An 18986-nucleotide genomic window follows, 5' to 3' on the forward strand; every position below is an offset into this window, starting at 1 on the left:
GCCGCAGGCGCATGACGCTTTTTGGGCCGGCAGTTCGTCGGCAGGCACACGGGATCGATCCTCGGGAGTGAGCTTTGATGCAATCGGATTTCTTCTCGCTCGATAGGATATCGAAGCGCTTCGGCGTCGTGCAGGCGCTCGACAATGTCTCGATTGCCTTTCGGCCAGGAGAGGTGTTTGCCCTGGTTGGCGAGAATGGCGCCGGCAAGTCGACAATGATGCGAATTCTCGAGGGCGTGTTCGCACCGGACACCGGCATCGTGCTGCATGGCTCCACGCCGATCGTTTTCAGCGAACCGCGCGACAGCCACAGAGCCGGAATACGCGTCATCCATCAGGAGCCGGAGATCGTTCCGAACCTGACCGTGGCCGAGAACATTTTCGTCGGCGAACTGCCGCGGCTGGCAGGCGTCCTGCTCGACTGGCACAGGCTCGAGGACCAGACCGATAAGGTGCTTGCGACCTTCGGCATGCAGCAGGATATGCGGCCGCGTCAACTCTGCAGCACACTCGGTCCGGCACAGCGCCAGATGATCGAAATCATGCGCGCCATACGTGCCGGCGGCCGGCTGATCGCATTCGATGAGCCGACCTCGTCGCTTACCGACGACGAAGCGCGCCGTCTGTTTTCAGTAATTCGCCGGCTGCGCGAAGAGGGCACTTCGATCGTCTACATCTCTCACAGGCTGAACGAGGTCATCGACCTTGCGGATCGCATTGTCGTTTTGCGGGACGGCCGGCTGGTCGATGATTCCCCCGCGGCCGGTGCCAGCGAGCAGACCATAGCCAAGCTCATGGTCGGCCGCGACATTGCCGATCTGTTTACACGCGAGACGTGGCAATCGGGAAAACCGTTGCTTGAGGTGACGGGCCTGACCACCGACCAGGTCACCGATGTGAGCCTCAAGGTCCGCCGTGGCGAGGTGCTCGGCATTGCCGGCCTTATGGGTGCGGGTCGATCCGAACTGGCAAAGGCGATTGTCGGCTATGATAGGCGCGTCGACGGAAGCATAACGATGAACGGCGTGTCCGTTGGCCCTAACAGTCCGCATGCAGCGATCGTGGCGGGCATCGGCTTTGCCCCGGAAGACCGCAAGCACGAAGCCCTGCTGTTGTTCCGAAGCATTCTTGACAATGCCTCGCTGTGCGTGCCCGACAAGACGTCGACCTTCGGTTTCTTCAACCGGCGCAAGGCTCTGGAGATCGTCTCACCGCTTGCAGCAAAGATGTCGATCAAAGCACCCAACCTCGACGAAGAGGTTTCCAAACTGTCGGGTGGCAATCAACAGAAGGTCGTTCTCGCGCGCTGGCTTGCGCGGCAGCCGATGCTTCTCATCCTCGACGAGCCAACCCGCGGCATCGACATCGGCGCCAAGGCGGAAATCTATCGCCTGATCGACGAACTCGCCGCCAGCGGCATCGGCATCATCCTGATTTCCTCAGAAATGCCGGAACTGATCGGGCTCGCGGACAGGGTGCTTGTCATGGCTGGAGGTCGGATCACGGCCGAACTTTCCCGCCCTGACATCGACGAGACCACGATCCTGAAACACGCCATGCCGCAATCTGTAGCATCGCTCGGAGGACAAATTCAGTGAACAGCCTTGAGCTCAGCACAGCAACAACACAAACCGGCAAAAGGCGCGCTTCCTTGCGCATCGCAGAGCGCATCGGCATTCACAACATAAGCCTTCTTGTTGCTCTCGCCATTCTCGTGCTCATTTTCGGCACCCTGAGAGGCGACGTGTTCTTCTCGGGCCGAAACCTGCTGAACATCGGTCTAGGCATTACCATCCTGGGCGTTCTGGCGATGAGCCAGACCGTGGTCATCGTCGCCGGAGGGCTCGATATTGCCGTCGGCGCAATTGTCGGTCTGACCACAGTATCGACGGCAATGGCCATCCAGGCCACCGGATCACCCGCCGCGGGCATTCTTGCCGGCCTGGTCCTGGGCGGTCTTGCCGGCCTCGTGAACGGCATCATCATCACCTATGGGCGGGTCAACGCTGTCATCGCAACTCTCGGTACGATGGCGATCTTCCGCGGCATCGCGTTCATCATATCCGATGGGCAATCGATCGCGATTTTCAGCGACACTTTCCGCTTCATCGGGATCGGACGAATCCTCGGCCTGCCTCTGCTGATCTGGATTCTTTTGCTGACCGCGATCGTCTTCCATCTCTTCCTTGCCCGCTCGATCGTTGGCCGCAACATCTATGCCCTGGGCGGCAATCCCGTTGTCGCACGCTTCTCCGGCATCAATATCAATCGCTACCGCGTCGGCATCTACATCATGAGTGGAGTGGCAGCCGGATTGGCCGGGATTCTGTTGGCTGCCCGTACCGGCTCGGGGCAGCCCGTATCCGGATCCCAAGGTCTGGAACTCGAGGCCATCACAGCGGCCGTGCTGGGTGGCTGCGCCTTGCAGGGCGGGAAGGGTACGATCATCGGCGCGCTGCTGGGCGTCGCCATCATTGGCGTCCTCAACAACGGAATGATACTGACGTCCGTGCCAACCTTCTATCAGTTGCTTGCCAAGGGCTCGCTGCTGATACTTGCTGTGGTAATTGCCGAGTACCACTTGAACAGGACATGACGATGGACGCGGCGATCGCTTCGACTGGCCAAGGCACGCAGGACATTCCTGCCGCAGAGGGCGCCACGTCATCGCTCAAGGATCGCATCGCACGCGATCTCGGACAGCGAATCCTCGCCGGCTCCTACGCGCAGCACTCCGTCCTGCCGACGGAAGCCGAACTTTGCGTCATCTACGGGGCGAGCCGCACCGCGCTTCGCGATGCTCTTCTGACGCTTTCGGCGAAAGGATTGATCGAGGCACGCAAGCGGGCCGGGACGCGTGTGCGCGTGTCGAGCGAATGGAACAGGCTGGATGCACAGGTTTTGGAATGGATGCGCGATATCGAGCCCGATCTCGATTTCGTTCGGGGATTGATCGAGGCGCGGCTGGTCATTGAACCCGCTGCCGCCCAACTTGCGGCCAAGATGGCGACGTCAGGCGATCTCGCAGTCATCGAAGCGGCGTATGAAGCCATGCGCATTGCTCCGCAGGACGATCTTGCTGCGTGTCTCGATGCCGACGTCAGGTTTCATACGGCCATCCTTCGTGCCAGCCGCAACCCGGTATTCGCCAATCTCGGCAATATGCTTGCGGCCGCCCTCAGCTTCTCCTTCCGATTGACCACATCGGCCACCGCTAATTACCAGCAGACACTGAGCGCGCATGGCGACGTGCTGGAGGCAATTAGGATGCGCAGGGCCGACGACGCTCACGATCAGATGAAGGCGCTCATCGGGATCGCGTCGAACGACCTTCTTGCAGTGGCTCGCAAAGGCCGCCATCAACAGCCGATCGCAGCTGCCAAGGTCGACACCGTCTGAAGCTGATGGTCGGGACCATCAAGATCAGAAGCGGAGACCTGTCCGCTGAAATCGTCCCGTCGCTTGGGGCAGGTCTTGCGAGACTGGACTATGGGCGCGTGCCGATCTTCCGGCCTTGGCCAAACGGCGGGAGCAGCAACCCGGTCGATCTTGCCTGCAACCTGCTTTTGCCGTGGTCAAATCGCATCTCAGGCGGCGGATTCACATTCGACTCCAAATTCCACGAACTGCCTGCCAATGTTGCAGGCGAGCCATTTCCCATTCACGGCAATGGATTTTCGCGCGAGTGGGACGTCGACAGCGTAGCGCAAGACAACGCAAAGCTGTCGCTCATCAGCAACGGACCCGGCCCATATCGATATCGCGCCGAGGTGCGCTACGCTCTGACCGGACAGGGGCTCGAGCTGAAACTTCGCATCGTCAATCGGGCCTCGATCAGATTGCCGTTCGGGCTTGGCATCCATCCATGGTTCCCGAGAACGGCACGAACCGCGCTTCATGCGCCGGCCTCGCAGGTTTGTCTCGAACTGCTCAACCATCTCCCCGAACGGTTTGTGGATATCAAAACCCGTCCCGATTGGGATTTCGGCGCCCCAGTCGTGTTGCCGAGTGGATGGATAAACAATCTGTTTGCCGGTTGGGACGGCGTCGCCACGATATCGTGGCCGGAGCACAGTTGCAGCCTGCGGATTGAAGCTTCATCGCCCTTGAATTTTTACCTGGTCTATTCGCCATCGAAGGAGAGCGACTTCTTCTGTTTTGAGCCGCTCAGTCATGCTGTCGATGCTCACAATCGTGGTTCGATCGACAAATGGAATGGACTGTCGGTGCTTGGGCCTGGCGAGAGCCTGGCAGCCCGTTGCAGCTTCGCCGTCAGTTAGGCGGACCTCAGCGGCGCCCTCGAATTGGCGGATGTCGGTGTCGACCAGCAAGTCCGGGAAGAACGAAGCCGGCTTTTCGTCCAAACGGAGCTTGGGAAGAGGGAACTCCAGCGACCGGGAACGCATGAGCCCGTTCGACGTTTGCCGGATGTCGCGGCGCGGTTCGTCCGCTTGACGGCCCTCCAAATGTGCCTGGCAGGATTGGATCAATGACGGATGTTGAACCAAAAGAATTCGTGCTCGCAGGCATCGTCATGAAGCGACTGGTCTCCGGCGAACAGACGGGAGGCTCGTTGAGTCTCTTCGAAAACAGAAGCGACGGGCACACGAAAACGCCAATCCATGTTCATGCGAATGACGACGAGACGGTCTACGTCATCGAAGGGAAGTTGACCGCACTCGTGGACGGTGTGATCCGAACGCTCTCGCCCGGCGAGAGCATGTTTTTGAAGCGTGGCATCCCGCACCAGCTTATGAATCCCGGCAATCAGCTCGTTCGCTATATCCTGATAGACACGCCAAGTGTGTTCGAGCAGTTTCTCGCCGAAGGTGGCCATGAACTCGGCAAGGGAGAAGTGGTCGGGCCGCCAACGCCTGCCGATATCGAGCGGCTCAAAGCAGCCGCGCCGAAGTATGGGATTACGCTTCTGCAAGAATGGCCAGCAAGAGAGTAGATGGCTTCATGATGGCGGCTTGGATCGCCCCTAAAGCCGGTCCTTGCCCGAGGAACCGGTATTAGCCGCCGGCAATCCAATCCGTGAGGCTGCGGGCAAAACTTCGCGGCACGATGAGTTCGCACGCGGTCTCGCCGGTGCGCAGGAAGAGCACGGAGACATGATGGAAGGATGTCAGCACGGCGCGGACCGGAGCGGCGGCCGGCGCGTGCCAGTCGACGGCAATGCAGCCGGACAGAAGCCTTGCGATACCAGGGCCGGCCATTTTCAAACGAACACGACCTTCCCCGAGGGGAACGGAACAGCCGAGATCGGGGTCTACGACAAGGGCTGGCGCTTGCGTGCCTTCGTCGAGAGCCAGCCAAAGGCGGCGAGGTGCAACGCGGATGGTTAAAAGGCCCTTGTGGCGAACCGTCTCTCCGACCGAAGCGGGAAGTTTCTTGCCGAGCGACGCCAAGACGCTCTTTTCGAATTGTCTCAGTGTCGCGTCCCAGCCCTCGATCTGGATAAGCGGACAATCGGCCACGGACAGGCTGAAATCCCGCGAAGAGGTCAAGCTAGCCATGCAGCCGTTCTCCCTGCGGATCGATGAATACCGGCGAGACAACGCGGGCGCGAACCGTTTCGGCCTTCATCGGATAGACCGCCACGACCTCGCTTCCTTCTGCCGCGACATCACCGGCAAGCAGGGCCAGCCCGACATAATGGCCGCGTTCGGGGCTGAAAGTGACGGAGGTGACGCGACCGCGCCCATGGCCATAGGGTTTCTCATCCGGCAGGAACAGGATGGCGCCGCCGCGCAGGCGTTTTCCGTCCTCGATGCATTCCAGTCCGACCAGACGCTGCCGGTTGGGCGCCTGGAGGGCAGGGCGCCATCGCAGGACGTCGCCGACGAAGCTGCTGCGCTTGCCGACCATGCGGCCGAGGCCGAGATCGTCGAGTGTCGTGCGCCCATCGATCTCTGGTCCGGCGACATGGCCCTTTTCGACGCGCAGCGCGCCAAGCGCCTCGACGCCGTAAGGCTTCAGGTCGAACAGTCTGCCGGCTTCGAGCAAGCGACTCCAGAGCTGTTCACCTGCAGTGGCGCCGACATAGACTTCGTAAGCACGCTCGCCGGAATAACTAAGACGCAGGATGCGGAGCCAACGGCCCTCCCACTCGCTTTCGAGTAGCCCCATATGCGGAAGCGCCGCGTCGGAGACGTCGAGACCAGGAAAAGCAGCGCTGAGGATTGCGCGGCTGTTAGGCCCGGCAACCGACATCGCCGCCCATTCATCGCTGACCGAGGTCACGGCCACGCGCAAATCCGGCCAGGCCGTGTCGAGCAGGAATTCGAGACGCGACAGCACATCGGCGGCCTTGGCGGTCGAGGTCGTCATGAAGAACCGGTTTTCCGCCAGCCGCGTCGTGGTGCCGTCGTCGAAGACAATGCCGTCGTCGCGCAGCATGACGCCGTAGCGGGCGCGGCCTACCGCCAGTTTGGCAAAGCCGTTGGCGTAGACGCGATCCAGGAATATCGCCGCATCCGGGCCCTGGACATCGATCTTGCCAAGGGTGGAAATGTCCATAAGGCCCGCCGCCTGACGTACGGTACGCATTTCGGCGACATAGGCCTCGCTCACGTCGCGCCCCGACTGCCGGTAGAAATAGGGCCGCATCCAGAGCCCGACCTCGAGCATCTCGGCGCCGTTCGCCATGTGCCAGTCGTGCATCGGCGTGCGGCGGATCGGCTTGAAATGATGGCCGATGGCGCGCCCGGCAAGCGCCCCGATGGCAACCGGCGTATAGGGCGGGCGGAAGGTCGTGGTGCCGGTCTCAGGAATCGTTGCGTTGCGCAGCGCTGCCATGGCGGCAAGTGCGGGAAAATTGCTGGTCTTGCCCTGATCGGTGCCCATGCCGAGCGTGGTGTAGCGCTTCAGGTGCTCGACCGATTCATAGCCTTCGCGATGGGCGAGTTCGATCTCCTTTGTCGTCACGTCCATCTGGAAATCGACGAAGGCTTTTCCACGATCGACGGAAGGGGCTTCGCGAAGCGAAATCGTGGCGGTCTGGTCCAGATCGAGTTTGGACGGAACGGACACCGGCGCCGACTTGCCACAGGAGGCTGCCGCGTCGATGCCGGCGCGATGACCTTCCTCGATGGCTTCGGCAGTTGCATGGGCCCCCATCATCGCGCCGGCGCCGAACCGGCCGGCCGGAAACGCGCCCAGCACGAAGCCGCCGATGTCGTCGCGATAGACAGGTTTGACACCAAGGTGCGAGGTGAGATGCACGGTTGGCGACCAGCCGCCGGACACGCAGACCAGGTCGCAGGCGGCCGAGGACGGGCCGTCCGGCCCGTTGAGCGTTGTGTCCCTGACGGCATGGCCGCCACGCAGGTCGACGATCCGCGTCCCGGCCCGTATCATTACGCCGAGCCGTGCGGCTTCTGCGGCAAGTGCTGCTGGCGGGACTGCGCGAAGATCCGCAATCGTCACCTTCGCGCCGGCTACGGCATAGTCGAAGGCGGTGCGCCAGGCACCGTCATTGTTGGTGGCGACGACGATTTTTTTGCCCGGCAGGACGGCGAATCGATTGAGATAGGTCCGGGCGGCCGAGGCAAGCATGACACCGGGCCGGTCATTGTTCGAGAACACCATCGGCCGCTCGATGGCGCCGGTGGCGAAAACGATCGAACGGGCGCGCAGCATGGTGACCGTTTGCCGGGCCTCGCCATTCGGCAGCGGATCGGTTGGATCGCGCTGTTCGACCAGTCCAAGGACATTGCCGTCATAGCTGCCGAAAGCGGTCGTCCGCTTCATCAGCGCGACGGTTTCGAAGCCCTCCAACTCGGCCTCGGCCTGCCTCAGCCATGAGGCCGCTGCGCTGTCGGACGGTTCCGCCAGAAGCTGGCCGCCAAGCAGGAAATCCTGCTCGATCAGCGCGACCCGCGCGCCGGCCGCGGCGGCCGCCCGCGCTGCCGACAATCCCGCCGGGCCGCCGCCGACGATGGCGACATCGGCGAAGGCATGACGAACCTCGTAGCGGTCGGGATCAGCGTCGGTGCCGGCCCTACCCAGGCCGGCCGCCTTGCGGATGAAATGTTCGTAGAACATCCAGGCGCGGCGCGTCGGGCCCATGAAGGTCTTGTAGTAGAAGCCGGCGGACAGAAATGGTGCCAACAGCCCGTTGACGCTTTGCACGTCGAAGGCAAGCGATGGCCAGCGGTTCTGACTCTCCACGACCATGCCGTCGGCGAGTTCCAGTGTCGTCGCCGGCAGGTTCGGCTCGCGCCTGCCGGCGCTCCCGAGCGTAACCAGCGCATTCGGCTCTTCGGGCCCGGCGGAAAAAATGCCGCGCGGTCGATGATATTTGAAGCTGCGACCGACCAGGGTGACGCCATTGGCGAGCAGCGCGGAGGCAAGCGTGTCGCCGCGATATCCAGCCAGCTTGCGGCCGTCGAAAGTAAACTCGACCGGCCGCTCGCGGACGATGCGGCCACCCACCGACAGTCGTTTGCGGTTCGAACTCATGCCGGTGATTTCCTGAGAGTTGATTTCGTGGCCCGCAATTTTCTGGCGAAGTCGACGGCTGTGATGGCGTGGTTGCGTGTGTCGCGTTCGACCACCAGCCATTGCCGGCAACCGGTCACGTGTTGCCAGAATTCACGGTGCAGGCCGGCCGGGTTTGTCCTGACATAGACATAACGGTACCAGGCCTCCGGATCGGGATCGTCATGGGCCGGACGCGTGACCGAGGCATCGCCGCCATAGCGGAACTCGTCATGGTCGCGCGGGCCGCAGCAGGGGCATTCGATGAGCAGCATTTTGTTCCGCCTCCTATTGCAGCCAGGCGGAAGGACCGACGCCGGCTTCGTCGAGCGTGTGGCCGGTGCGGAAACGATCGAGCCCGTAGGCCGCGATCAAGGGATGCGGCTTGCCGGTGGCGATCGTGTGGGCGAAGCACCAGCCGGAAGCCGGCGTCGCCTTGAAGCCGCCGTAGCACCAGCCGCCGTTGAGATAGAGGCCGTCGATCGGCGTCGGGCAGATGATCGGGCTGGCATCGGGAGTCATGTCCATGACGCCGCCCCAGTGGCGCAGCAGGCGGACGCGCGAAATGCACGGCATCAGCGCAATCGCCGCCTCCGCCACTTCGCGCACGACGCCGAGATTGCCGCGCTGGGCGTAGGAATTGTAGCCGTCGAGATTGCCGCCGAAGACCAGCCCGCCCTTGTCGGACTGGCTGACGTAGAAATGGTCGGCGCCATAGGCGACGACTTGGTCTACCAACGGCTTCAGCGGTTCGGTGACAAAGGCTTGCAGGACATGGCTTTCGATCGGCAGTTCAAGGCCGGCCTTGGCACCGAGCACGGATGTATGACCGGCAACAGCGAGACCGATCTTGCCGGCGCCGATCCGGCCTTTCGTCGTTTCGACGCCGACGATGCTGTCGCCGTCGCGGACGAAGCCTGTCACTTCGCAGTTCTGGATGATGTCGACGCCATGGCCGTCGGCGGCGCGCGCATAGCCCCAGGCGACGGCGTCGTGGCGCGCCGTGCCCGCCCGGCCCTGGAAGATAGCGCCATGGATCGGAAAGCGGGCGGTGTCGGAAAAATCGAGATAGGGCACCAGCCTGCGCACTTCTTCCCGGTCGAGGATATCGGCATCGATGCCGTTCAGCCGCATGACATTGGCCCGGTGGCTGAAGCTGTCGAGCTGATCGGCGGAATGCGCTGTGACGAGCTGGCCGCGCTGCGAGAACATGACGTTGAAATTCAGCGCCCGCGACATGCCCTCCCAGAGCTTCATCGAGAATTCGTAGAACTGGGTGTTGCCGTCGAGCAGGTAGTTGGAGCGGATGACGGTGGTGTTGCGGCCGACATTGCCGCCGCCGACATAACCCTTTTCGAGCACCGCGACGTTACGGATGCCGTGGTTCTCGGCGAGGTAGAAGGCGGTGGCGAGGCCGTGTCCGCCGCCGCCAATAACGATCACGTCATAGGAAGATTTTGGCTCCGCTGCCCGCCAGGCGCGCTGCCAATTCTTCTGGCCGGACAGCGCGTTGCGTAAAATCGAAAATGCCGAGTAGCGCGCCATGTGTGCAGGCCTATCGAACGATCGGGCCGGCCGGCGTGCGGGTGAGCACTTCGGCACCCGCATCGGTCAAAAGCACCGTGTTGGAGACGAAGTCATTGCCGCGACCCGTTCCCATCAGCCACGACAGGATGTGGAAGCCCATCCCGGTCTCGATCTCGAGGTCGGAATCGTGCCTCAAGCCGGTCACCGAATTGCCGCCGGTCCATGACGGCGGCTGGCCGGCGCCGACAAGGTAACCGCAGTGATGGCGGCGATAGTGGGAAAGACCGGCCTCGTCGGCGACGGCCTGCCAGGCGGCGTAGACATCGCGCGCCTTGGCGCCCGGCCGCAGCGCCTCGATGACCGCGTTGAACGCCTTGGCGGTCACCTCCGCCATTGCGGCGTCTTCGTCGCTGATGTGGCCGATCCGAACAAGCCGGCCGAGCGGGGCGTGGTAGCGCGAGATGCACCCGGACAGTTCGACAAAGACCGGCTCGCCCTTGCGGTAGATCCCGTCGCCCCAGGTCGTGTGCTCTTCACCCAGGCGCGCGGCCGGGCGGATGAACGGTCCGAAGCCCGGCGCATGACCGCCGGCGCGGATCATTGCCGCAACACATTGGGCGGCGACCTCCTGTTCGGAAGCGCCATCGGAGATCGCGGCGATCGCGGCACCGGCGGCGGCGTCCGTCACCTTGGCGGCCCGCCGCATCAGCGCCTGTTCTTCGGCGCTCTTCACCCGCCGCATCTTGTCGATCAGACCGGAGACATCGCTCCACTTTGCATCTGCTTGCATCTGGAGCGCCACGGCAAGTCCATGGCTAAGGCCGGCCGTCCAGTATTCGAGGCCGATCCGCTTGCCGGACAGGCCAAGCTCTGTAAGCACCCGCGCGGCAAGGTCGGCCGCCGTTTCGCTGTCCGAATGGCCACGGAATTCCGCTGCCTTCACCTGATTCTCGATCGTCACCTTTTCCATCGAGCGGGTGACCAGGACGGGGTTTCCCCGGAGCGGGACGATCAGCAGGTGAGGGGCAAAATACCCCCAGTGATCGAGCCCGGTGAGATAGAAGACGTTCTCCGGCGAGGCAAACACCGCCGCGTCGAGCTCGCGTTCGACCAGTGCAGTACGGACCTTTGCCAGGCGGCTGGCGATTTCGGCTTCGGAAAACGGATTGCGGTCCATCGGGCGTCCTCGTGCTTGTTGCCGGCTTGCTGGCGGGCATGGTCTTTTCGGCAGCCGGTTTCCCGGCCGCCATGTCAGTCGATGACGATGAGTTCGCGCGCCACATCGCAGAGGCGTTCGCCGCCACGTTCCGTGACGACGAACGATTCCGAGATGGCGATGCCGAAATCGTCGAGCCAGACGCCGGCCATGAAATGGAAGCACATCCCAGGCTGCATCTCGGTGGTGTCGCCGGGACGAAGACTCGCGGTACGCTCGCCCCAATCGGGCGGGTAGGCGAGTCCGACCGGATAGCCGACGCGGCTGTCTTTCTTCAGCCCGTTCTTCCTCAAGACTGCCTGCCAGGCGGCTTCCACCTGTTCGGCGGTGTTGCCGGGGCGCGCCTTCTCGAGGCCAGCATCGACGCCCTCGACGATCGCCTTGGCCATGTCGAGGATGGCTTGCGGCGGCTTGCCGAAATGTACCGTTCGGGTCAGCGCTGCATGATAGCGGCGCCGCACGCCGGCGATCTCCAGAATGGCGAGGCCGCTGTCCGGCAGCGGCGCGTCGGACCACGTCAGGTGCGGCGTGCTGGTGCCCTCGCCAACGGGCATCAGCGGACAGATCGCGGCATAGTCGCCGCCCGCTCCGGGCACGCCCATAATCTGTGCGTGATAGATTTCCGCAATGACATGGTTCTGAGGCACGCCAGGCCGCATGTTCTCGATGGCGCGGTTCATGGCATGCGTGCAGATCGCACCCGCCTCGCGGATCAGCACCAGCTCGGCTTCGGATTTCACCAGCCGCGCCCAGTTGACGAGATCGTGGTTGTTGGCGAAGTGCGCGTCGGACAGCCCCTCGACAAGGTGGGCGTGGCAGCGCGCAGTGTAATAATGCGCGTCCATCTCGACGCCGATACGGGCCTTTCCCCAACCGCGCGACCGGATCAGTTGGGCGAGTTCGTCATAGGGGTGTTCGACCGGCTGCTGCACCAGCCGTTCCGAGAACGGCACGATGTTTGTCTCGGGCAGGCCGGTGGTCAGGCGTGCGCTCTTGGCATCCTGCGCCCTGCCGAACCAGATCGGCCGGTCCTCCTCCAGATGGACGAGCACGCACTGCGGAACGTAGAACGACCATCCGTTATAGCCGGTCAACCAGCACATGTTGGCTGGATCCTGACAGACGATGAGATCGAAGCCGGCTTTTTGCATGCGTGTCTTCACGCCGGCGAGGCGCTGCCCATACTCCGCTTGCGTGAATGTCCCGAGCCCGTCCGCGGTCGCCACCGAAATCCTGCCTTCCAGGTACGCTGTTTGCCCTTTCGTAAAAAAGCAAACAGGCCAAATTGTGCACAACTCGACATCGATTTATTGGCTAACTACGAATTATCGTCGAATTTTCTTGGTTTCTATATCTCTGCTTGCGAAATGTCTAGGGCAGTTGTATACGTCTTATCAAGCAGGCGTCGACCTCGAAGAAGGCCGCGCCCTGGGAACCATCCATCAGTTGTCCAATGGGAGAAAAGCATGTTCAATTCATCGGTATCGCGCCGTATGGTCGTGAAAGCGGCTGCCTGCATCGCGCTCGCCGCGACGTCATTGACGTCGCTGTCCGCTCACGCGGAAACCACCCTCGAACGGGCCAAGAAGGACGGCTACATCCGCGTCGGTTTCGCCAACGAGGCGCCGTTCGGTTACGCCACGCCAGACGGCAAGCTGACCGGCGAGGCCCCTGAAGTCGCCAAGGCGGTGCTCGCCAAGCTGGGCATCTCGCAGGTCGACGGCGTGCTGACCGAATTCGGCTCGCTCATTCCGGGTCTCAAGGCCGGCCGCTTCGACATCATCGCCGCCGGCATGTTCATCACTCCGAAGCGCTGCGCCGAGATCAACTACTCCGAGCCTTCCTACGGCATCGGCGAGGCTTTGTTGGTGGCAAAAGGCAACCCGAAGGGCTTGAAGGACTTTTCCAGCATCAAGGACAACCCGGATCTCAAGCTTGCCGTGATGGCCGGCGCCGTCGAAGGCGGCTTCGCCAAGGACGCGGGCGTTGCCGATGGGCAGATCGTCTCCTTGCCTGACCAGTCCAGCCTGGTCGCCGCCGTTCAGTCGGGCCGCGCCGATGCTGCCGCGCTGACCGCTCTTTCGATCGCCGACATGGCCAAGAAGGCCGACGGCGTCGAATCGACAAAGCCGTTCGGCGAGGTTGCCGGCAAGTCGGTAAAAGGCCATGGCGGCTTCGGCTTCCGCAAGGAAGATACCGATCTGCTGGAGGCGTTCAACGCCGAGCTGAAGAAGTTCCTCGGTTCGCCGGAGCACATCGCGCTGGTCGAGCCGCTCGGCTTCGGCAAGGATTATCTCCCCAACAAGATCACCGCAGAGCTCTGCGCAGGCAAATAGGTTCCCAACTGCTGGCGGCGCGAAAGCGCCGCCCTTTTTTCCCCGGGGGAATCGCATGGGAATCCGTACGCTCGTTGCCATGCTGGTCATCGCGCTTGTCGTGATCGGCGCCTTGGCAACACAGGAAAGCTATAGAGTGTTCATGCCGGGGCTGCTGCAAGGCGCGGTCCTGACAATCGAGATCGCCGTCCTCGGCAGCCTGCTTGCAATAGTCATGGGCGTGCTTGCAGCACTTGCAAGGATGTACGGCCCGACGCCGCTCAGATGGCTGGCCACGGTTTATGTCGAGATCTTCCGCGGAACGTCGGCGCTGGTGCAATTGTTCTGGCTGTTTTTCGTGCTGCCGCAATTCGGCGTCACGATCAACGCTTTCGTGGTGGCAGTGCTGGCGCTCGGCCTGAATGTCGGCGCCTACGGGTCGGAGGTCGTGCGCGGTGCGATCCTGTCGGTAGCTCGCGGCCAGTGGGAGGCGTGTACGGCATTGAACATGAGCCGCCCACAGATGTTGCGCCGGATCATCCTGCCGCAGGCCTTTGTCGCCATGATCCCACCCTGGGGCAATCTGTTCATCGAGCTTCTGAAATCGACAGCGCTTGTTTCGCTAATCACGCTCTCGGACCTCGCCTTCAAGGCGCAACAAATGAACCAGAACACGTTCAAGACCATTCCGATCTTTACGCTCGTCCTCTTGATGTACCTGGCAATGTCGCTGGTTCTCACCATCGGCATGCGGCTTCTCGAAAGGCGGGCGTCGCTCGGACTGGCGCGGGGGAAGGCAGCATGATCTGGGACTGGGCATTTGCTTTTGAAATCCTGCCGGTGCTCGCCCGCGCTGCCATCGTCTCCATCGAGGCGACGCTGATCGGCTTTGCACTTGCCGCCTCGCTTGGCTTGGTTCTGGCCGTCGTCCGCATCGCCGTGCCATGGACCGGCTGGACAATTTCGGTGTTGGTCGAACTGATCCGTTCGACCCCGCTGCTGATCCAGATATTCTTTCTCTATTTCGTCTTTCCGAAATTCGGTGTCGTGCTCGACGCCTTCACCGCCGGGGTGCTTGCCATCGGCATCCACTACGCTGCCTATTGCTCCGAGGTCTATCGCGCCGGTTTCGACAACATCCATCGCGGCCAGTGGGAAGCCTCGGTCGCACTCAATCTGTCGGCCTGGACGACGTTCCGCGACATCATCATTCCGCAGGCGATCCCGCCGATCGTTCCGGCGCTCGGCAACTATCTGGTTGCCTTGTTCAAGGAGACGCCGTTGCTTTCCGCAATCGCCGTGCTGGAGCTGATGCAGACGGCCAAGATCATCGGCTCCGAAACCTTCCGCTACACCGAGCCGATGACGCTGGTCGGCCTCTTCTTCCTTGCCATGAGCCTGGTTTCTGCCGCGCTCATTCGCTCCCTCGAAGGCCTGCTCAACCGGAGGACCATGCGATGACGGAACAACCGATGGTCCGCTTCGACAATGTATCGAAACGCTACGGCACGTTAACCGTTCTCGACGGGCTTAATCTGGAAATAGCACGCGGCGAAAAGGTCTCCATCATCGGCCCGTCCGGTTCCGGCAAAACGACGGTGCTGCGCATGCTGATGACGCTGGAGACGATCAATGACGGCGTCATCTGGGTCGAAGGCGAGCCGCTCACCCATATGGAGAGGAACGGCAAGCTTGTTCCCGCCGATCTCGCACATATCCGCAAGATCCGCGCCAAGATCGGCATGGTGTTCCAGTCGTTCAACCTGTTTCCGCACATGACGGCGATGCAAAACTGCATAGAGGCACCGATAACCGTGCTCGGCATGAAGCGGGCCGATGCGGAGGCGCGTGCCGCCGAGCTGCTCGACATGGTCGGCTTGTCGGAGAAGAAGGACCACTATCCCTCGCAGCTCTCCGGCGGTCAGCAGCAGCGTGTCGCCATCGCACGCGCTTGCGCCATGCGGCCCAAGATCATGCTGTTCGACGAGGTGACCTCGGCCCTCGACCCCGAACTTGTCGGCGAAGTGCTTGAAGTCATCCGAAAACTTGGTAGGGAGCATGACCTCACCATGCTGATGGTCACCCACCAGATGGGATTTGCCAAGGAATTCTCCGATCGCGTCTGCTTTTTCCACGCGGGCAAGATTTGCGAGCAGGGACCGCCAAGCGAGTTGTTCGGCGCCCCCAAGAACGAGCGGACACGGCAGTTCCTGCACGCTGTCCTGGAGGCTGGGTGACGCTTGAGAAAGATGCCACCCCCATGGCCGTGACCGCCGCGCCGCCGCGCCCGCTCTCGGCGCGGGAACGGTTCGAGCGCATTTACCGGATACTGCGCGACCGCATCTGCCTGCTCGACTATGCACCGGGAAGCCATCTCTCCGAGGAAGAACTTGCCCAGGAGTTCCAGATCAGTCGCACGCCGGTACGACGCGTCCTGGCACGCCTTGAATCCGAAGGTCTGGTTCAGTCCGTCCATGGCGTCGGCACGATCGTCACCGATGTCGATATCGAGGAATTGCAACAGGTCTATCACCTGCGCCTGGAGCTGGCGCTGCTCGTCGGCAAGCTCTCGCCGATCCCGCGCACGGCGGACGATCTCGACCGGATAAGGGCGCTCATCGCGCGCTGCGATTCCGATATACTCAATCCCGACCAGCGCGCTTTCCTGCGCCTCAATATGGATTTTTTCTACGAGCTCACCGCGATGACCGGCAACCAGCCGCTACGCGAGATCAGCGAGCGCCTGTATTTTCAAGTCGCGCGCGTCGTCCTGAAGATGATGCCGCAATTGGGCCTTGTCGAGGAGTTCACCGCGTTCCGCCGCGAAATGGAAGAGGTCCTTGCCGCCGCCGAGATCGGCGACTGGGAGTCCATTGGGCACATAAGGCGGGCGCATATCTCAATGAGCTTTCGCCGCATGATGCGTCATGCAGGCGAGGCGAATCTGGATAGAGCAACATAGTCAGCCCTTAAGATTGTGCTGGTGGCCTGCCGTCACACTGTCCTCGTTGCTTGGGAAAGCATGGCCGCTCGCCGCCCGATGCCGACAGAATTTGCCAGCGCCGGGGATGACTAACGCGGTTCGAGACTGCAGGCCCGCGCCGCCCTTAAAGAGGATCCTCACTCGGTATGTTGGCGGGGTTCCAGACGACCTCCCACAGATGTCCGTTCGGGTCGCGGAAGTATCCGGCATATCCGCCAAAGAACGTGTCCCGGGCAGGCTTGATGATCTCGGCTCCGGCGCGGGCGGCCTCATCCATCACTTGATCGACTTCCTCGCGGCGCACAACGTTGTGGCCGATTGTGAACCAGGTCGAGGTAATCGGCGCCTTGGGCAGGCCGGTGTCGTAGGCGAGGTCGTCCTGAGCCCAGATCGCGAGCTTCAACCCGCCGGACAGCGTGAAGAACGCGACGGCGCCGTGCTCGAACTCGCGGCCGATGATCCCTTCCGTCGGCAAGCCGAGACCGTCGCGGTAGAACGCGAGAGAACTCTCGAGGTCGGCGACAGCGATAGTCAAAACCGAAATGCGCGGTTTCATGGCAGTCTCCTCTGGTTATCGGAGACACCATGAATAAAGTCGGGCGACAGTGAAGACTTGAACAAAACGGCCAACAGCGTGCCGCCAAGTCGAAGGACGCGCCGAGGTTTCACTCGTTGTGCAGCAGGTGATGAATCTGTCGCGGGGTGCTTCCCGTCAGGCGGCGGCTCTCGCGGACAAGATGCGCCTGATCGGAATAGCCCGCCTCGGCTGCCAGCATGGCGGTGGAGCTGCTGGAGTAGCTCGAAAGCCGCAGAAAGCGCTGGTAGCGGAGGATACGGTCAAGCGTCTTGGGACCATAGCCGAAGCTCTCGTCGAAGCGCCGGCGCAACGTCCTTTCGCTCATCTCGAGCGCGCGCATCAACCAAGGGACGAGCGGCGCGTCGGTTGGCGGCCCGCGCTCGATCAAGCGATATGCCGCCTGCATGGGAACGTCTGGCGCGCGGGAAGCCACCTCCTCGGCGACGACCTGTTGAAGCGAGCAGGCCAGATCCTCGAGATTGTCGCTGGCGCGCACGCGGCTGGCGAGGCGGCGAGCGCGCGCCCCCCACAAATCGTCGAGCGACAGCCTCTTGCCGACCAGCTCGACTTGCGGCACGCCCAGCCATGCCGCCGCCGCGGCAGGATGGAAGCGCAAGCCGATCACGACCTCGTCCGCTGCCAGAACCTCGGTCTGCGGCTCCTTGTCGGGGCCAGCAATTCGCAAGCTGCCTCCGATCCATTGCAGATCGATCGTTGCGTCGGGCATGACGACGATTGGCGGTGAGCCCGCCGGGTCCATTCGATGCACCCACACCGAGGCGAAGCTCCCGCGAAGCCGCGCCGACGCTGGACGTTGCTGAAATGAACCCGTTGCCTGCGCTGGGACGGGATCGCTCATCTCGCTCCCCTTCGGATTAGCGGCGGTGAACCTACGGCGCAGCGGCTGCGCCCGGCCGTCGCTCGAGACAACGTCTTCCAATCGAGAACGGTTGCAAGAATCGGTCGTTTTCTTCCGGCCGGAACGAAGAGGGTAGGCGAGGGGTGATGCCACGTGCATCGCCATCGGCAGCGCCGTGTGCGGCTCATACGTCGATGGCCGTTTTGTTCAATCCGGCAAGCGAGATGCGTGCTTATCTTTCGGCGTCGTACATCACATGAGAGGTATGCGTCATGAGCAACAACAACGACCAACGGATCGACTACGTCGAATTCAACGTGAAAGACATTCCGCGGTCACGCGACTTCTACGGAAAGGCGTTCGGCTGGACCTTCACTGACTACGGCCCGCAATATTGCGAGTTCAACGACGGGCGCTTGTCAGGTGGCTTTGCCGCTGGTCCAGCGAGGTCGGGAGGAGGCCCGCTCGTCATTCTCTATGCCGATGATTTGCCGGGAACGGTCAAGCGTGTCGAGCAAGCGGGAGGCAAGATCGTCAGGCCGATCTATGGCTTCCCCGGCGGCCGGCGCTTCCATTTCGCTGACCCGGATGGTTACGAGCTTGCGGTTTACACCCAGGACGGCAGCAAGGAATGATCGCGTTCTTCCACCACCTCGGATTGGTTTTGCTCGGCGGCGTCTTTATCTGGGCGGGCGCCGAGCATTTCCTCAGGTTCCGGGCGATCGCAGCGTCCCTGGCCGAGCGGGGCTTTCCTGCTCCCGGGCCTCTTCTCGCGGCCGGATCGGTGCTGGAGATTGCAGGCGGCTTTTGCCTGGCAACGGGCCTTGGTGGACCCTTTCCCGCCGCGGCCTTGGCCGTATTCACCATTGCGGCGTCTTTCATGGCGCTCAACTTCTGGCGCTACAGCGGCGATGAACGCGAAGCGCTTCGTACCGGCTTCACCATCAATGTTGCCGTCTTGGGCGGGTTGATTGTCGCTGCGACCACTAGCCTGTGATCATCGCTTCGGAGCCATTCCACGACGC

Annotated in this window: 20 protein-coding genes; 12 read left to right on the forward strand and 8 right to left on the reverse strand. The window is 62.4% G+C overall.

What is annotated here, in order from left to right; genetic code table 11:
- Positions 1-77 precede the first annotated feature (77 nt).
- From NKI95_RS10790 to NKI95_RS10810, 5 genes are all read left to right on the forward strand, one after another.
- On the forward strand, positions 78-1598 hold the full coding sequence (locus NKI95_RS10790; protein WP_352716581.1) for a sugar ABC transporter ATP-binding protein: 1521 nt from the start codon (positions 78-80) through the stop codon (positions 1596-1598).
- Positions 1595-2596 carry an ABC transporter permease gene (locus NKI95_RS10795; RefSeq protein ID WP_352716582.1) on the forward strand — a complete coding sequence of 334 codons (1002 nt, stop codon included), beginning with the start codon at positions 1595-1597 and terminating at the stop codon, positions 2594-2596. The genes NKI95_RS10790 and NKI95_RS10795 overlap by 4 nt, the downstream gene beginning before the upstream one ends.
- Positions 2597-2598: 2 nt before the next feature.
- Positions 2599-3399: a FadR/GntR family transcriptional regulator gene (locus tag NKI95_RS10800; protein ID WP_352716583.1), complete on the forward strand. Its 801-nt coding sequence runs from the start codon at positions 2599-2601 to the stop codon at positions 3397-3399.
- Between the two features lie 5 nt (positions 3400-3404).
- Entirely contained in the window at positions 3405-4280 is an 876-nt protein-coding gene (locus NKI95_RS10805; protein ID WP_352716585.1) for an aldose 1-epimerase, read from the forward strand.
- Positions 4281-4489: 209 nt separating this feature from the next.
- Entirely contained in the window at positions 4490-4954 is a 465-nt protein-coding gene (locus tag NKI95_RS10810) for a cupin domain-containing protein (protein ID WP_352716586.1), read from the forward strand.
- 61 nt (positions 4955-5015) lie between these two features.
- Here NKI95_RS10810 and NKI95_RS10815 read toward each other — a convergent pair whose 3' ends face one another.
- From NKI95_RS10815 to NKI95_RS10840, 6 genes are all read right to left on the reverse strand, one after another.
- Positions 5016-5519, reverse strand: coding sequence for a sarcosine oxidase subunit gamma (locus NKI95_RS10815; protein WP_352716587.1), 504 nt, complete (start codon positions 5517-5519; stop codon positions 5016-5018).
- On the reverse strand, positions 5512-8466 hold the full coding sequence (locus NKI95_RS10820) for a sarcosine oxidase subunit alpha family protein (RefSeq protein WP_352716588.1): 2955 nt from the start codon (positions 8464-8466) through the stop codon (positions 5512-5514). The genes NKI95_RS10815 and NKI95_RS10820 overlap by 8 nt, the downstream gene beginning before the upstream one ends.
- Complete coding sequence (locus NKI95_RS10825) at positions 8463-8759, reverse strand: sarcosine oxidase subunit delta (RefSeq protein WP_352716590.1); 297 nt, start codon at positions 8757-8759, stop codon at positions 8463-8465. The genes NKI95_RS10820 and NKI95_RS10825 overlap by 4 nt, the downstream gene beginning before the upstream one ends.
- A gap of 13 nt (positions 8760-8772) precedes the next feature.
- Complete coding sequence (locus NKI95_RS10830) at positions 8773-10029, reverse strand: sarcosine oxidase subunit beta family protein (RefSeq protein ID WP_352716592.1); 1257 nt, start codon at positions 10027-10029, stop codon at positions 8773-8775.
- A 10-nt stretch (positions 10030-10039) separates the two neighbouring features.
- Positions 10040-11188 (reverse strand): M24 family metallopeptidase, encoded by a 1149-nt coding sequence (locus NKI95_RS10835; RefSeq protein WP_352716594.1) that lies wholly within the window; start codon positions 11186-11188, stop codon positions 10040-10042.
- 74 nt (positions 11189-11262) lie between these two features.
- On the reverse strand, positions 11263-12453 hold the full coding sequence (locus tag NKI95_RS10840; RefSeq protein ID WP_352716595.1) for a M24 family metallopeptidase: 1191 nt from the start codon (positions 12451-12453) through the stop codon (positions 11263-11265).
- 240 nt (positions 12454-12693) lie between these two features.
- Here NKI95_RS10840 and ehuB point away from each other — a divergent pair, with 240 nt between their 5' ends.
- The 5 genes from ehuB to NKI95_RS10865 are packed head-to-tail and all read left to right on the forward strand — an operon-like array spanning position 12694 to position 16504.
- Positions 12694-13563, forward strand: a complete 870-nt coding sequence (gene ehuB / locus NKI95_RS10845) for an ectoine/hydroxyectoine ABC transporter substrate-binding protein EhuB (protein ID WP_352716596.1) — start codon at positions 12694-12696, stop codon at positions 13561-13563.
- Positions 13564-13618: 55 nt separating this feature from the next.
- Positions 13619-14347, forward strand: a complete 729-nt coding sequence (gene ehuC, locus NKI95_RS10850) for an ectoine/hydroxyectoine ABC transporter permease subunit EhuC (RefSeq protein WP_352716598.1) — start codon at positions 13619-13621, stop codon at positions 14345-14347.
- Complete coding sequence (ehuD, locus tag NKI95_RS10855; RefSeq protein ID WP_095495147.1) at positions 14344-15003, forward strand: ectoine/hydroxyectoine ABC transporter permease subunit EhuD; 660 nt, start codon at positions 14344-14346, stop codon at positions 15001-15003. Before ehuC ends, ehuD begins: the two co-directional genes overlap by 4 nt.
- Positions 15000-15779, forward strand: a complete 780-nt coding sequence (gene ehuA / locus NKI95_RS10860; protein WP_352716599.1) for an ectoine/hydroxyectoine ABC transporter ATP-binding protein EhuA — start codon at positions 15000-15002, stop codon at positions 15777-15779. Before ehuD ends, ehuA begins: the two co-directional genes overlap by 4 nt.
- Complete coding sequence (locus tag NKI95_RS10865) at positions 15776-16504, forward strand: GntR family transcriptional regulator (protein WP_352716600.1); 729 nt, start codon at positions 15776-15778, stop codon at positions 16502-16504. The genes ehuA and NKI95_RS10865 overlap by 4 nt, the downstream gene beginning before the upstream one ends.
- A gap of 145 nt (positions 16505-16649) precedes the next feature.
- On the opposite strand, the gene NKI95_RS10870 is transcribed toward NKI95_RS10865, so the two are convergent.
- Both NKI95_RS10870 and NKI95_RS10875 read right to left on the reverse strand, forming a co-directional pair.
- Complete coding sequence (locus NKI95_RS10870) at positions 16650-17081, reverse strand: VOC family protein (RefSeq protein ID WP_352716601.1); 432 nt, start codon at positions 17079-17081, stop codon at positions 16650-16652.
- A 109-nt stretch (positions 17082-17190) separates the two neighbouring features.
- Positions 17191-18126 (reverse strand): AraC family transcriptional regulator, encoded by a 936-nt coding sequence (locus NKI95_RS10875; protein WP_352716603.1) that lies wholly within the window; start codon positions 18124-18126, stop codon positions 17191-17193.
- Positions 18127-18233: 107 nt separating this feature from the next.
- Here NKI95_RS10875 and NKI95_RS10880 point away from each other — a divergent pair, with 107 nt between their 5' ends.
- Both NKI95_RS10880 and NKI95_RS10885 read left to right on the forward strand, forming a co-directional pair.
- Positions 18234-18596, forward strand: coding sequence for a VOC family protein (locus tag NKI95_RS10880; RefSeq protein WP_352716605.1), 363 nt, complete (start codon positions 18234-18236; stop codon positions 18594-18596).
- A 29-nt stretch (positions 18597-18625) separates the two neighbouring features.
- On the forward strand, positions 18626-18958 hold the full coding sequence (locus NKI95_RS10885) for a DoxX family protein (protein ID WP_352716607.1): 333 nt from the start codon (positions 18626-18628) through the stop codon (positions 18956-18958).
- Positions 18959-18986 lie beyond the last annotated feature (28 nt).

It is taken from the genome of Mesorhizobium sp. M0306 (assembly GCF_040321655.1).
Lineage (GTDB): Bacteria > Pseudomonadota > Alphaproteobacteria > Rhizobiales > Rhizobiaceae > Mesorhizobium.